At 58.2% G+C, this 13,791-nt stretch carries 11 protein-coding genes; 9 read left to right on the forward strand and 2 right to left on the reverse strand.

Features of this window, described 5'->3' with window-relative positions; translation table 11 throughout:
• The first annotated feature begins 67 nt into the window (after positions 1–67).
• Positions 68–976, forward strand: coding sequence for a methylated-DNA--[protein]-cysteine S-methyltransferase (locus tag FHW16_RS06935; protein ID WP_182548363.1), 909 nt, complete (start codon positions 68–70; stop codon positions 974–976).
• Between the two features lie 51 nt (positions 977–1,027).
• Here FHW16_RS06935 and hisC read toward each other — a convergent pair whose 3' ends face one another.
• Complete coding sequence (hisC, locus tag FHW16_RS06940) at positions 1,028–2,098, reverse strand: histidinol-phosphate transaminase (RefSeq protein WP_182548958.1); 1,071 nt, start codon at positions 2,096–2,098, stop codon at positions 1,028–1,030.
• A gap of 215 nt (positions 2,099–2,313) precedes the next feature.
• Here hisC and FHW16_RS06945 point away from each other — a divergent pair, with 215 nt between their 5' ends.
• Both FHW16_RS06945 and cueR read left to right on the forward strand, forming a co-directional pair.
• Positions 2,314–4,818, forward strand: coding sequence for a heavy metal translocating P-type ATPase (locus FHW16_RS06945; protein WP_182548364.1), 2,505 nt, complete (start codon positions 2,314–2,316; stop codon positions 4,816–4,818).
• A gap of 7 nt (positions 4,819–4,825) precedes the next feature.
• The gene (gene cueR / locus FHW16_RS06950) at positions 4,826–5,221 is read left to right on the forward strand and encodes a Cu(I)-responsive transcriptional regulator (protein ID WP_182548365.1); all 396 of its coding nucleotides are present in this window, start codon (positions 4,826–4,828) and stop codon (positions 5,219–5,221) included.
• Here the strand turns inward: cueR and FHW16_RS06955 are convergent.
• Positions 5,218–5,511, reverse strand: a complete 294-nt coding sequence (locus tag FHW16_RS06955) for a Dabb family protein (RefSeq protein ID WP_182548366.1) — start codon at positions 5,509–5,511, stop codon at positions 5,218–5,220. The genes cueR and FHW16_RS06955 overlap by 4 nt on opposite strands.
• Before the next feature lie 369 nt (positions 5,512–5,880).
• On the opposite strand from FHW16_RS06955, the gene FHW16_RS29260 reads away from it, so the two are divergent.
• The 6 genes from FHW16_RS29260 to FHW16_RS06985 are packed head-to-tail and all read left to right on the forward strand — an operon-like array spanning position 5,881 to position 13,750.
• A complete protein-coding gene (locus FHW16_RS29260) occupies positions 5,881–5,967 on the forward strand; it encodes a potassium-transporting ATPase subunit F (protein WP_182548959.1) in 87 nt (28 codons plus the stop codon).
• Positions 5,968–6,000: 33 nt separating this feature from the next.
• Positions 6,001–7,710 (forward strand): potassium-transporting ATPase subunit KdpA, encoded by a 1,710-nt coding sequence (kdpA, locus tag FHW16_RS06965; protein WP_182548367.1) that lies wholly within the window; start codon positions 6,001–6,003, stop codon positions 7,708–7,710.
• 12 nt (positions 7,711–7,722) lie between these two features.
• The gene (gene kdpB, locus FHW16_RS06970; protein WP_182548368.1) at positions 7,723–9,771 is read left to right on the forward strand and encodes a potassium-transporting ATPase subunit KdpB; all 2,049 of its coding nucleotides are present in this window, start codon (positions 7,723–7,725) and stop codon (positions 9,769–9,771) included.
• A gap of 17 nt (positions 9,772–9,788) precedes the next feature.
• Positions 9,789–10,358 carry a potassium-transporting ATPase subunit KdpC gene (gene kdpC, locus FHW16_RS06975; protein ID WP_182548369.1) on the forward strand — a complete coding sequence of 190 codons (570 nt, stop codon included), beginning with the start codon at positions 9,789–9,791 and terminating at the stop codon, positions 10,356–10,358.
• A 12-nt stretch (positions 10,359–10,370) separates the two neighbouring features.
• Entirely contained in the window at positions 10,371–13,067 is a 2,697-nt protein-coding gene (locus tag FHW16_RS06980) for a sensor histidine kinase (RefSeq protein WP_182548370.1), read from the forward strand.
• A complete protein-coding gene (locus FHW16_RS06985) occupies positions 13,064–13,750 on the forward strand; it encodes a response regulator (RefSeq protein WP_182548371.1) in 687 nt (228 codons plus the stop codon). The genes FHW16_RS06980 and FHW16_RS06985 overlap by 4 nt, the downstream gene beginning before the upstream one ends.
• Positions 13,751–13,791: the final 41 nt, after the last annotated feature.

The raw sequence follows: 13,791 nt of genomic DNA on the forward strand, positions 1-13,791 counted from the left end.
GAATTGAAAGCCTGATCTGCCTTTGCGACGCAACGCACCCGGATCATGCCTGGATGAGGTAACGACCATGAAACCGCATGCCATACTTCAGAACGATATCACGCCTACGGGCAATGACTACGCTGTCGTCAGTCATATCATCGAGCGAATCAGCGAGGATTATCGCGACCAGCCTTCGCTTGAAACACTGGCGAAGGAAGCAGGGCTTTCGCCGACAGCGCTGCAGAAGCTTTTTACCCGCTGGGCCGGCCTGTCACCCAAAGGCTTTCTGCAGGCCGTGACCATCGATCACGCCCGCCGCCTGCTCGATGATGGTATGCCGCTGCTGGAAACGGCCCTTGAAACCGGCCTGTCCGGGCCAAGCCGCCTGCATGATCTTTTCGTCACCCATGAGGGCATGTCACCCGGCGACTACAAGACCCGCGGCGCAGGTCTGGTCATCCGCTATGGTTTCCACATCTCGCCCTTCGGACGGGCTCTGGTGATGGTGACGGATCGCGGACTGGCGGGACTCGCCTTTGCCGATGCGGGCAATGAACGGGAAGCACTCGGAGACATGACCTCACGCTGGCCGAATGCCACCTATGTCGAGGACCTGAATGCGACCTCGCCCTATGCGGCACGGGTGTTCAACCCGGCTGAATGGCGTTCCGACCGACCGCTGAAAGTTGTCATGATCGGCACGGATTTCCAGCTGCGTGTGTGGGAAGCCCTGCTTAAGGTTCCCATGGGCAAGGCGTGCGCCTACTCCGACATCGCACAGGAAATAGGTTCCCCCAAGGCGTCACGCGCCGTCGGTGCGGCCGTCGGTGCCAACCCGATCTCCTTCGTGGTTCCGTGCCATCGTGCGCTTGGTAAATCCGGCGCCCTCACCGGTTATCACTGGGGTCTGACGCGCAAACGTGCCATTCTGGGCTGGGAAGCCGGACAGATGGGAGATGGTAGCGAAGCGCTCGATCTGGCGCGTTCCGGCTAGTAGCCGCCTCCTCCCGAAACACCCACGCAGCCCGGCAGAAATGCCAGGCTTTTATCTTTTCAACGATGTGATCACGTCGGCCAAGCCGGACAGAAGTTTCTCACACTCTTCGTCCGTACCGATGCTGATGCGAAGATAATCGTGTATTCGCGGTTTCGGAAAATGCCGTATCAATATAGCCCTGCTTCTCAGCTCACCAGCGATCTCCGCGCCAACTAGTGTGGCATGGCGTGCAAACAGAAAATTGGCCGATGACGGAACGACCTGAAATTGTAGGTCGCGCAGTGCCAAGGACAGCCTTTCCCTTGTGGCAATGACCCGGTCGCGTTTGTCCTCAAACCACTCCTTATCTTCCCAAGCGGCAACTGCACCAGCAATCGCGAGGCGATCCAGTGGGTAGGAGTTAAAACTATCCTTCACACGGTTCAGAGCTTCAATGAGCTGGGGTTGTCCGACAGCGAAGCCAACGCGAAGACCCGCAAGGCCGCGCGATTTCGAAAAAGTCTGGGTCACCAGCAGATTGGGATAGTGTGCAACCAGAGGAATGGCGCTCTGCGCGCCAAAATCAACATAGGCTTCATCAATGACTACGACTTGATCCGGGTGATCGGCGATCAGCTTCTCGATTTCCGACAGGGGTAAGGCTGTGCCAGTGGGCGCATTCGGGTTGGGCAGGATGATTGCACCGCACTCCTGCCGATAGTCGGAAATACGAATAGCCATGACATCATCGAGTGGGATCTCACGGAAGTCGATTCCGTACAGGCGGCAAAACGTGGGGAAGAAACTGTAGGTGATGTCAGGAAAGAGCAAAGGCTTATCGTGTTTCAGCAATGCCTGAAACACATGTGCCAGAACCTCATCCGAGCCATTGCCCACAAAGACGTTGTTGGCATCAAGACCATGGCTTTTGGCGATTGCCTCTCTCAAACTACGCACTGCCGGATCAGGATATAACCGCAGCACCTCCGTCGTCTCGGCGGCTATGGCCGCCAAGGCACGGGGAGAAGGGCCATATGGGTTTTCGTTGGTGTTCAACTTGACCAGATCGCGCAGTGCCGGTTGCTCTCCCGCGACATACGGAGTCAGCGTGTGCACGAGAGAACTCCAGAAACGGCTCATCAAAATGTCCACTCTTGCGTTGGCTGGGTAATCGCGATTCACGCAATCAGCGCGCGTCGATTCTGACACCATTGCAAAAACAGGCCCTTGCAACAATCGAAATTCGCCGGCCATTCTGCTGTGCTGAAGAAACTTTCGAAGAGGCCTTGACCTTCCAGTTACTGGAAGAATTACCTTTGCATCACTATCTTCCCGTACACGTCGAAAGTTCCATCATGAAACATGACCATCACGACCACGATCACGCTGCCCATGGCCACAGTTGCTGCAGCACGGACAAGGCCGACGCGGAGGTTGTGCGCGATCCCGTATGCGGCATGCTGGTTGATCCGACAGCCGGCAAGCCAACGGCGGAACATGCCAGCCGGGTGTTTCACTTCTGCTCGGCGGGCTGCCACAAGAAATTCGTAGCAAACCCCGAATCCCATCTGACGGCGGTTGACCCGGTCTGCGGTATGGAGGTGGACCGGGCAACGGCAAAGTATTTCCTGCGGCACGACAATGAGAAGTATTATTTCTGCTCCGCAAGCTGCATGACGAAATTCGAAAAGGCTCCGCAAGACTACCTTGGCGACAGACCGGCGCCAAAGCCAATGCCGGCGGGGACGCAATATACCTGTCCGATGCATCCGGAAATCATCAAAGACGGCCCGGGTTCCTGCCCGCTCTGCGGCATGGCACTCGAACCCATGGGCATTCCCACCGGCGACGAGGGTCCAAATCCCGAACTTGTGGATTTTACCCGCCGTTTCTGGATCAGCGCGCTTTGTTCCATACCTCTGCTCTTCATTACCATGGGCCCGATGCTTGGCCTGCCTTTCCGCGAATGGATCGGGGAAACCCGCGCCATGTGGCTGGAATTTGCCCTGGCAACCCCCGTTGTTCTCTGGGCGGCCATACCGTTCTTCGAGCGGGCCTGGTCGTCTTTCGTCAACCGCAGCCCGAATATGTGGACACTCATCGCCATAGGTGTCGGTGCGGCCTATGCTTTCAGCGTCGTGGCGACACTCGTTCCCGATATTTTCCCGCACGCCTTCCGCATGCACGGCGGCAGCGTGCCTGTCTATTTCGAGGCAGCGGCCGTTATCGTGACCCTGGTCTTCCTTGGTCAAATTCTGGAGCTGAAAGCACGCGAGCGTACTGGTTCGGCCATTCGAGCATTGCTTAACCTTGCACCCAAAACCGCACGACGCGTGGCTGCCGATGGCAGTGAAAGCGATGTCGCGCTGGATGACGTTGTTGCCGGTGACAAATTGCGCGTTCGTCCGGGCGAAAGCGTACCGGTGGATGGCATCGTGCTGGAAGGCCGCTCGTCGATCGACGAATCCATGCTGACGGGCGAGCCGCTTCCTGTCGAAAAGACTGAGAACGATCCAGTAACCAGCGGCACACTGAACCGCAACGGCACCCTTCTGATCAAAGCGGAAAAGGTGGGGGCGGATACGGTCCTGTCGCAGATCGTCGGCATGGTTGCGACCGCCCAGCGCTCGCGCGCGCCCATTCAGGGTCTGGCGGATCGTGTCGCCAGCTATTTCGTGCCGGCGGTGGTTTTCGTCGCTATCATTTCCTTTATCGCCTGGGCATGGTTCGGCCCGGAACCCGGCATGATCTATGGCCTTGTCGCCGCCGTCTCGGTGCTGATTATCGCCTGCCCCTGCGCGCTTGGCCTCGCAACGCCCATGTCGATCATGACCGCTACCGGACGCGGCGCGCAAGCCGGTGTCCTGATCAAGGATGCAGAAGCGCTGGAGCGTTTTGCTGGCGTCGATACTCTGATCGTGGATAAAACGGGAACCCTCACTGAAGGCAAGCCCAAACTCACCGATATCATCACAGGCGGTACGCTTACCGAAGAACAATTGCTCGTTCTGGCGGCCACACTCGAGAAAGGTTCCGAACATCCGCTTGCCGAAGCCATCGTCGACGGCGCGAAGACGCGCAATCTCACCTTGCTCAAGGCGGAGACGTTCGAGGCTGTGACCGGCAAGGGTGTTACCGGCACCGTGGATCAGCAGTCCGTTGCCCTCGGCAACAAGGCGATGATGCAAGATGTCGGTGCTGATATCTCCTCACTAAGTACGAAAGCCGACGCATTGCGGACCGGAGGCAAAAGCGTCCTGTTTATTGCGGTTGACGGCAAGGCTGCCGGCATCATTGCCGTGGCCGACCCGATCAAGGCTACAACAGCGGAGGCGATCCGCTTGCTGCACAAAGCTGGTCTCAAGATCATCATGGCAACGGGCGACAACCGGATCACGGCACAGGCGGTCGCCGCCCGGCTCGGCATCGATGAGGTTCGCGCCGACATGCTGCCTGAAGGCAAAAAACTGTTGGTTGATGAACTCCGGGCGAAGGGCGCAAAGATCGCCATGGCCGGTGACGGCGTAAACGATGCGCCTGCACTTGCCGCGGCCGATGTCGGCATTGCCATGGGCACAGGTGCTGACGTCGCGATGGAAAGTGCGGGCATTACCCTGGTAAAGGGTGATCTCAACGGCATTGTCCGGGCCCGCCATCTGGCTGACGCAACCATCCGCAATATCAAGCAGAACCTGTTCTTCGCCTTTGTCTATAATGTGCTCGGCGTTCCGGTGGCGGCCGGCGTTCTCTACCCCATCTTCGGGGCAATGCTTTCGCCCATGCTGGCAGCAGCGGCTATGAGTCTTTCTTCGGTATCGGTCATTGCCAATGCGTTGCGGCTGCGGACGCTGAAACTGTGAGGTTCCCATGAATATCGGCCATGCATCGGAAAAATCGGGCTTACCGCCCAAGACCATTCGCTACTACGAGGATATCGGGCTGTTGAAGCCCGACCGGTCCGACAATGGCTATCGGGACTATTCGATGTCGGATGTCCACAAACTGCGCTTCCTGCAACGTTCGCGCGGGCTTGGGTTTTCCGTAGAGGAATGCCGCCAGCTTCTGGCACTCTACGAAGACAAGGAGCGGGCGAGCTCCGATGTCAAAAGCATCGCCAAGGCGAAGCTGAAGGAAATCGACCGCAAAATCACTGAACTGCGTGAACTGCAGCATACATTGCAGCATCTGGTCGCTCATTGCCATGGCGATCAGCGGCCGGACTGCCCGATTCTCGAGAGTATTTCAGGCACGGCTGACGCTTAAGGTAGAGTGGAGACCACGTCAGCCGAGATACGCAATTCGCGCAAGGGGCGAACCACCGCCGTGGTTTCGCTATACGTCGGGTGGGCCTTGTAGGCGGCCAACGCTTCGGCGCTCTCGAACTCGCCATAGACGACGATATCGATCTCGCCTGAAATCGGATCCGTCTTGGTGTTCTTCATGACCTCAAAGACGAGGGAATGCGGAATTTCTCCAAGCCGCTTGAGACGGGTATGAATCGTGTCGACATCATCCGGATTGCGGGCACTGAAGAATACTATATGGCGGATCACGGTCTTGTTCCTGCTTGATCGAACTGGTGCGGACTTTTAATGCACCGGCCCTTGGCGTCAATAGATGCGCTGTCGCAGTCTGGCAGGCCAAGCCGCTTCTGCGCACGCGTTTTGGGCTCAATCCTGTCGGCGAAATGTACAGAATGGCCGGAAAACCGGCAGATCGAAAGCGATCCTGACGAAATCAGGGCAAATCCTTATACTTTCCTTACGCGACTCCCCTGCCTTCGCAATCGACCCTTGACCCGGAAAAGCGCATTTTCGCTCCACGAAAAACCATGTGGAGCATTTTCATGCTGGACTTCATCTTTATTGCGCTTGGAAGCGGTATCCTGCTGCTTCTGGGCCTGTACGCGCAGGCACTGAACCGTGTTTGAGCTCGTTCTTGGCCTTGGCGTCGCTTTTGGCCTTTGCGTCTATCTGGTCGTGACACTTGTCGCGCCCGAACGCTTCTAAGACGCGTTTCTATTCCTATTTCGGAGAATATCCATGACACTCGTCGGATGGCTGCAGATCAGCCTGACGCTTCTCGCCGTTCTTCTGGCGGTCAAGCCACTCGGACTCTATATGAACCGTGTTTTCGCAGGCGAAAGAACCTTTCTTTCACCTGTTTTCAGGCCTGTTGAATGGGCCTTTTACAAGGCCGCAGGCATTGACGAAAAACGCGAACAGAACTGGCTCGGCTATACGTTCGGCGTGCTGCTTTTCAGCGTTGCCGGATTTGTTTCGCTTTACGCGGTCCTGAGATTCCAGGCCGTATTGCCGCTCAATCCGCAAGGTTTCCCGGCGGTCGCCCCCGATCTCGCGTTCAACACGGCCGTCAGCTTCGTCACAAACACGAACTGGCAGTCCTATGGCGGCGAAACCACAATGAGCCATTTCAGCCAGATGGCTGGACTGACCGTGCACAATTTCCTTTCAGGTGCGACCGGTATCGCCATTGCCGTGGCGCTGTCACGTGCATTTGTGCGTTCGCATATGACGACACTGGGCAATTTCTGGGTCGATATGACGAGAGCAACACTCTACGTCCTTCTGCCGCTCGCCGTGATCGTAGCCCTTGTGTTTGTCGCGATGGGCATGCCGCAGACGCTCGACGCTTCCGTTACAGCAACAACACTGGAAGGCGTGAAACAGGTCATCTCGACCGGCCCGGTTGCCAGCCAGGAAGCCATCAAGCAGCTCGGTACCAATGGCGGCGGTTTCTTCAACGTCAATGCCGCGCACCCTTTTGAAAATCCGAATGCGTTTTCCAACTATCTCGGCGTCTTTGCCATGCTCGTTGTCTCGTCGGCCATGGTCTATACATTCGGCCAGATGACAGGCAACCGCCGTCAGGGCTGGGCACTGCTTTCCGCCATGGGCATCCTGCTGATCATCGGCATCGGTGCGGTCTACTGGGCCGAAACCAGCGGCAACCCTATCCTCACCCATCTTGGTATTGATCCGATCCAGGGCAACATGGAAGGTAAGGAAATTCGGTTCGGTCAGTCAGGCAGTGCACTTTATACAGCCGTTACCACGGGTCTTTCCAACGGCGGCGTCAATACGATGCATGCCTCGCTGACTCCTCTCGGCGGTCTTGTCCCGATGTTCCTCATCCAGCTTGGTGAAGTCTTGCCGGGCGGCGTGGGTTCGGGTCTCTATGGCATGGTTGTGTTCGCCATTCTTGCGGTCTTCGTTGCCGGCCTGATGGTTGGCCGTACACCGGAACTTCTCGGCAAGAAGATTGAATCGCGCGAAATGAAGTATGCCATGCTGGCCGTCCTGGTCCTGCCACTGGCCATTCTCGGCTTCTCGGCTCTTGCAGCGATCCTGCCGGTCGGTCTTGCAGGACTTTTGAACAAAGGCCCGCACGGCCTTTCGGAAATCCTCTATGCCTACTCGTCCGCCGCGGGTAACAATGGCTCTGCCTTTGCCGGCCTGACCGCCAATTCGCCGTGGTACAATACGACACTCGGCATTGCCATGCTGCTCGGCCGCTTCGCCTACATCGTGCCTGTGCTGGCAATTGCCGGTTCGCTGGTGGCCAAGCAGAAGGTTCCGGCCTCTTCCGGTACGTTCCCGACCGATACGCCACTCTTTGTCGGCCTTCTCGTCGGTATCATCATCATCCTTGGCGGCCTGCAGTATTTCCCTGCGCTCGCTCTCGGTCCGATCGTCGAGCATTTCCTGATGCTTGCCGGTCAGACGTTCTAAGGAATCACAAAAATGTCTTCTAAGGCAAAATCCATCTCCCTGTTCGATGGCGCCATCCTTGCCCAGGCGCTGAAGGGATCCATCTTCAAACTCGATCCGCGTCAGCTGGTGCGCAACCCCGTTATCTTCGTGACCGAGGTTGTAGCCGCAGTGGTTACCCTCCTGTGGGTGCGGGATCTTCTGTCGGGCAGCGGCACGCCGCTGTTCTCCGGTCAGATCGCCGCCTGGCTCTGGTTCACGGTCATCTTCGCAACATTCTCGGAAGCCATTGCCGAGGGCCGCGGCAAGGCGCAGGCCGACAGTCTCAAGCGGACGAAGTCCGATCTTGTTGCCAAACGCCTCAAAGCCGCCAATGGCACGGACTACGAGGCAATCCCGGCAACAAGCCTCAAGCTTGGCGATATCATTCTTGTCGAGGCGGGCGATCTCATCCCCGGCGACGGTGAAATCATCGAGGGTGTCGCTTCGGTCAATGAAAGTGCCATCACCGGCGAATCCGCACCCGTCATCCGCGAATCCGGTGGCGACCGCTCTGCTGTCACAGGCGGCACCCAGTTGCTGTCCGACTGGCTGAAGATACGCATCACCACAAAACCGGGTGAAACCTTCGTCGACCGCATGATTGCACTGATCGAAGGCGCCGAGCGCCAGAAGACGCCGAACGAGATTGCCCTGTCGATCCTGCTTTCGGGTCTGACGCTGGTCTTTCTGATTGCGGTGGTCACGCTGTCGGGTCTTGCCGCCTACTCCGGCACGATCATGACCGTGACCGTACTGGCGGCCTTGCTCGTTACCCTGATCCCGACGACCATTGGCGGACTTCTCTCCGCTATCGGTATCGCCGGCATGGATCGCCTGATCCGTTTCAACGTGATTGCCACTTCGGGCCGCGCGGTCGAGGCTGCCGGTGACGTGGATACGCTGCTTCTCGACAAGACAGGCACGATTACCTTTGGTAACCGTATGGCGACCGAATTTATCCCTGTCGACGGCATTGCGGAAGATGAACTAGCCAATGCAGCGCTTCAGGCGTCGCTTTCCGACGAAACCGCTGAAGGCCGGTCCATCGTTGCTCTGGCTCAGGCGGACTACGGCCTGTCCGACAACGTACTCAAAGGCAAGGAAGCAAGCTTCATTCCCTTTGCCGCCCAAACGCGTATCTCCGGCGTTGATATCGGTTCGCGGCAGATCCGCAAGGGTGCCGTGGATGCGATCCTGAAGTTTGCCGGCCTTTCCAAGGAAACAGCACCGCAGAGTTTCCAGAAGGCCGTGGATTCCATCGCCCGTACCGGCGGCACGCCTCTCGGTGTGGCTGAAAACGGTCGCCTGCTGGGTGTGATTCACCTCAAGGACGTGGTCAAGCCCGACATCAAGGAACGTTTTGCTGCATTGCGTGCCATGGGCATCAAGACCGTGATGGTAACCGGTGACAACCCGGTAACCGCTGCAGCCATCGCCTCGGAAGCTGGTGTCGATGATTTCATGGCAGAGGCCACGCCGGAACAAAAGCTCGCCTATATCCGCAAGGAGCAGGAAGGCGGACGTCTGATTGCGATGTGCGGTGACGGCACGAATGATGCCCCGGCTCTGGCCCAGGCTGACGTTGGCGTGGCCATGCAGTCCGGCACCCAGGCGGCGCGTGAAGCAGGCAATATGGTGGACCTCGACTCCAGTCCGACCAAGCTCATCGAGATTGTTGAAATCGGCAAGCAGATCCTGATGACCCGCGGTTCGCTGACAACGTTCTCCATTGCCAATGACGTGGCCAAATACTTCGCGATAATCCCGGCATTGTTCGTTGCAACTTATCCGCAACTGACTGCGCTGAACATCATGGGTCTGCACTCACCGCAGTCAGCCATCCTGTCGGCGGTCATCTTCAACGCCTTGATCATCATTGCGCTCATTCCGCTGGCTCTCAAGGGTGTTCCCTACCGGCCTGTCGGCGCCTCGGCGCTCCTGCGGCGGAATCTTCTGGTCTACGGACTTGGTGGTCTTGCTGTGCCTTTCATCGGCATCAAGGCTATCGACCTTATCGTCGCCGCCTTGCACCTCGTTTAGAGCTTAAAGGAAATCAAATGTTTGCTCAAATTCGCCCAGCCATCGTGCTCACGCTCATCCTGACCGTCGTGACAGGGCTGCTCTATCCACTCGCCATCACGGGTCTTGGCCAGACGCTGTTCGCAGCGCAGGCCAATTCCAGTCAGGTCAAACGCGGTGATGTGGTCGTTGGCTCTTCGCTCATCGGCCAGAACTTCACCAAGGACATCTACTTCTGGCCGCGTCCGTCGGCCACCAGTCCCGATGCCTATAATGCCGGATCGTCAAGCGGTTCGAACCTCGGCCCGACATCCCAGGTTCTGGTTGACCGGGTCAAGGCATCCGTCGATGCCCTGAAGGCTGGCGGTGCTGCCGGTCCGGTGCCTGCCGATGCGGTAACAACCTCCGCCTCGGGACTTGATCCTGATATTTCGCCTGACTATGCCAAATTGCAGATTGACCGCGTTGCCAAGGCCCGCGCCTTGCCAGCCGACGCAATTTCTGCACTGGTAACTGCGAACACGCGGCATCCTGTCCTTGGCATTTTCGGTGAGGCTGGGGTAAACGTTCTGGCGCTCAACATGGCGCTCGACGACCTGAAAAAATAACCTGAGGCGTATATGGCCGACTACGGTCAACACACACGACCCGATCCTGACAAACTGCTTGAGCTTGCCACGCGTGAATCGCGCGGCAAGCTGACGGTTTTTCTGGGGGCTGCTCCCGGCGTAGGCAAGACCTATGCCATGCTTCTGCGGGCACGGCGCCTGAAGGAGGACGGCGTCGATGTCGTCATCGGCCTTGCCGAAACCCATGGCCGCGCCGAAACCGCCGAGCTTCTTGACGGGCTGGAGGTGCTGCCGCGCAAGCAGATTGGCTACCGCGACCGCTCGCTGGAAGAATTTGATCTGGATGCAGCACTCGCCCGCAAGCCGAAAGTGCTGGTGCTTGATGAGCTCGCCCATACCAACGCCCCGGGAAGCCGCCATCCGAAACGTCATCAGGATATCGAGGAACTGATCTGGCAGGGGATCGACGTCTGGACTGCGATGAATGTCCAGCATCTGGAAAGCCTGTCCGATCTGGTAACGAAAATCACCGGCGTCACTGTGCGCGAAACGGTGCCGGACGTGGTGTTGAAGCGCGCCGACGAGGTGCTGCTCGTGGACCTGCCCCCGGCGGAACTGATTGCCCGCCTGAAGGAAGGCAAGGTCTACCTGCCCGGAAATGCCGAGCGTGCGGCCGAGGGTTTCTTCAAGCCCGCCAACCTGACCGCCTTGCGCGAACTGGCGTTGCGCCGGACCGCTGATCGTGTCGATGATCAGATGATCGACCTGTTGCGGCAGAACGCCATTGAAGGACCTTGGGCCACCGGCGAACGGCTGCTGGTCTGTGTCGGACCTGACAGCCTCTCCGAGAAGGTTGTGCGCACCGCAAGCCGGCTCGCCTCGGGCCTCAACGCCCGCTGGCTGGTGGTTTCACTGACCAAGACCAGCGATGCCGGCCTGGATATCGCTGCAAACCAGCGTCTCGATGAGCTTCTTGATCTGGCGGAAAGACTGGGTGCGGAAACGCGCCGGGTGATTGCACGGGATTTCGTCGACGAAATATTCCGTATCGCGCGGCGTGAAAACGTTACGCAGATCGTTTTGGGCCGCCCCAAGGGCAAGCGGTTCGCCAACCCCTTCCGCCGCTCGCTTCCCGACGAGATCATGAAGCGCTTCACCGACGTGGGCGTGCATATCGTCACCGGGGACGAGCAGGACAAACCCTATATTCCGCCCGCGCCGCAAAAGCGTTCGACGCGCGACCTCGCAACATCCATCGCCATTCCCGTTCTGGCAACGGCAGCAACCACTTTCCTGGGGCTTGGCGCGAGTGAAATTGTCCACCCGCAAAATCTTTCCATGCTCTACCTCGTCGCCGTCATCCTGTCGGCCATGTCGAGCGGGCGATTTGCCGCCATCATCGCGGCTGGACTGTCGTTCGTCCTCTACAACTATTTCTTTATCGAGCCGATCCACAATCTGAGCATAGCCAAGCCGCATCAGCTGTTTTCGCTGATCATCTTCCTCGCGGTAGCACTGATGATCGGGGACCTCGCCGGACGTTTGCGTGATCAGGTGGCCCGCTCACGCAACCAGGCGAAGAATACACAGGCGCTCTACGAGTTCTCCCGCAAGCTTTCGGGCACCGCACGGCTCGACGATGTGGTCGTTGCCGCCGCCGTGCATCTGCACTCAACGCTCGGCACCGGTGTCGTTATTCTTCTGCCAGATGAAGGCGATCTGTCCCTGCAGGCTGCCTGGCCACCTGATATGACTCTGGACAATACGGACATGACAGCCGTACGCTGGGCATTCGAGAAGAATGAACGGTCTGGACATGATACGGGCACCCTCCCGCAGATCAGCTGGCAATTTCTGCCGATCCAAACATCGCATGGCGTCGCCGGTGTGCTGGGGTTCTCGCTCGCCAACCATTCCAGTTCGCTGAGCGAAAGCGAGGACCGCATGCTGACTGCGATCCTTGATCAGACCGCAATAGCCATTGATCGCGCCCAGCTCGTCCGGGAAAATGCCAAGACCGCGGCGCTGCAGGAAAGTGAAAAACTCCATGCGGCCCTGTTCTCCTCCCTTTCGCACGATCTGAAGACGCCGCTGGCCTCGATAACAGGTGCCGTCACCACGCTGCGCGAGCTTGGCGGCCGGATCAAACCCGAGAGCCGCGACGACCTTTTGCTCTCCATAGAGGAAGAATCCGGGCGGCTAACGCGCTTTGTCTCAAACCTTTTCGATATGACGCGGATCGAGGCGGGCACACTCAAGGTGAAGAACAGCCCCGTCGATGCTACGGACGTCATCGTTTCATCGGTGGAGCGTATGAAGAGGCTCAAACCCGGTGTTGCTATCGAGATCAGCATCGCGCCTGACCTTCCGACAGTGAGCGGGGATTCCGCCTTGCTGGGACAGGTACTGTTCAACCTCCTGGATAACGCCGCCAAATACGGCGGTGATGGTTCGATTGCGGTCTATGCCAAGCAGGATGCAGCGGATGTCGTTATCAGCGTCACCGATCAGGGCAAAGGTATTCCGGCAAAGGACATCGATCGCATTTTCGAGAAATTTTACCGGCGCGTCAAAGGTGACGGGAGAGCAGCCGGCACGGGGCTGGGCTTGTCGATCTGCCGCGGCTTCGTCGAAGCTATGGGCGGCACCATCAAGGCAGAGAGTCCGGCTATCCGCAAGCGTGGAACGCGATTTATTATCCGGCTTCCTATTTTTGATGCCGCCGGAAATGGGGGCACTGCGGCATGAACGAGAACCGTATTCTTGTTGTCGATGACGAACCGCAAATCCAGCGGTTCCTGCATCCGGCGCTGACCGCATCAGGATACGATGTCATCTCCGCCGCCACCGGCGCAGAGGCGGAGCGGATGATTGCAACCAGCGCTCCGGACCTTGTTATTCTTGACCTCGGCCTCCCTGACAAGGATGGCAAGGACGTCATCAAGACCGTCAGGGCCTTTTCCGAGGTGCCTATCATTGTCCTTTCGGCGCGTGACCGCGAAGTGGAAAAAATCGCCGCGCTTGACCTTGGTGCCAATGACTATGTCGAAAAGCCGTTCGGTATCGGCGAATTGCTGGCGCGGGTAAGAACAGCCCTTCGCCAGAAGGTGGCCGGTACCAGCGTTCCCTCCCGCTTTGAAAGCAACGGGCTTGTGGTCGATATGGTCAAGCGGGTGGTTATGCTCAAGGATGCGGAAGTCCATCTGACACGCAAGGAGTACCAGCTGTTGGTGCATCTCGTTCTGCACCCCGGCCTCGTGATGACACATCGCCAGCTTCTGGCATCCGTGTGGGGTGCGGCCCATGTGGAAGACCTGCACTATCTCCGGGTCTTCATCGGCCAGTTACGGGCCAAGATCGAAGACGATCCGAACCACCCGTACTTTATCCGCACCGAGCCCGGCGTCGGTTACAGATTCATCGCCGAGTAGGTGGTGCGGCACCTGAACTTGTTATCGACAATTGCCGCAAC

Origin of the sequence: Phyllobacterium myrsinacearum, assembly GCF_014138285.1 — a bacterium.
GTDB lineage: Bacteria > Pseudomonadota > Alphaproteobacteria > Rhizobiales > Rhizobiaceae > Phyllobacterium > Phyllobacterium myrsinacearum_A.

Bases quoted from the DNA above. Each gene is read 5' to 3' on its own strand.
- FHW16_RS06945 (WP_182548364.1), top strand. From the start codon at position 2,314: ATGAAACATGACCATCACGACCACGATCACGCTGCCCATGGCCACAGT.
- cueR (WP_182548365.1), top strand. From the start codon at position 4,826: ATGAATATCGGCCATGCATCGGAAAAATCGGGCTTACCGCCCAAGACC.
- hisC (WP_182548958.1), bottom strand. From the start codon at position 2,098: ATGAGCCGTTTCTGGAGTTCTCTCGTGCACACGCTGACTCCGTATGTC.
- kdpA (WP_182548367.1), top strand. From the start codon at position 6,001: ATGACACTCGTCGGATGGCTGCAGATCAGCCTGACGCTTCTCGCCGTT.
- kdpB (WP_182548368.1), top strand. From the start codon at position 7,723: ATGTCTTCTAAGGCAAAATCCATCTCCCTGTTCGATGGCGCCATCCTT.
- kdpC (WP_182548369.1), top strand. From the start codon at position 9,789: ATGTTTGCTCAAATTCGCCCAGCCATCGTGCTCACGCTCATCCTGACC.
- FHW16_RS06935 (WP_182548363.1), top strand. From the start codon at position 68: ATGAAACCGCATGCCATACTTCAGAACGATATCACGCCTACGGGCAAT.
- FHW16_RS06985 (WP_182548371.1), top strand. From the start codon at position 13,064: ATGAACGAGAACCGTATTCTTGTTGTCGATGACGAACCGCAAATCCAG.
- FHW16_RS06980 (WP_182548370.1), top strand. From the start codon at position 10,371: ATGGCCGACTACGGTCAACACACACGACCCGATCCTGACAAACTGCTT.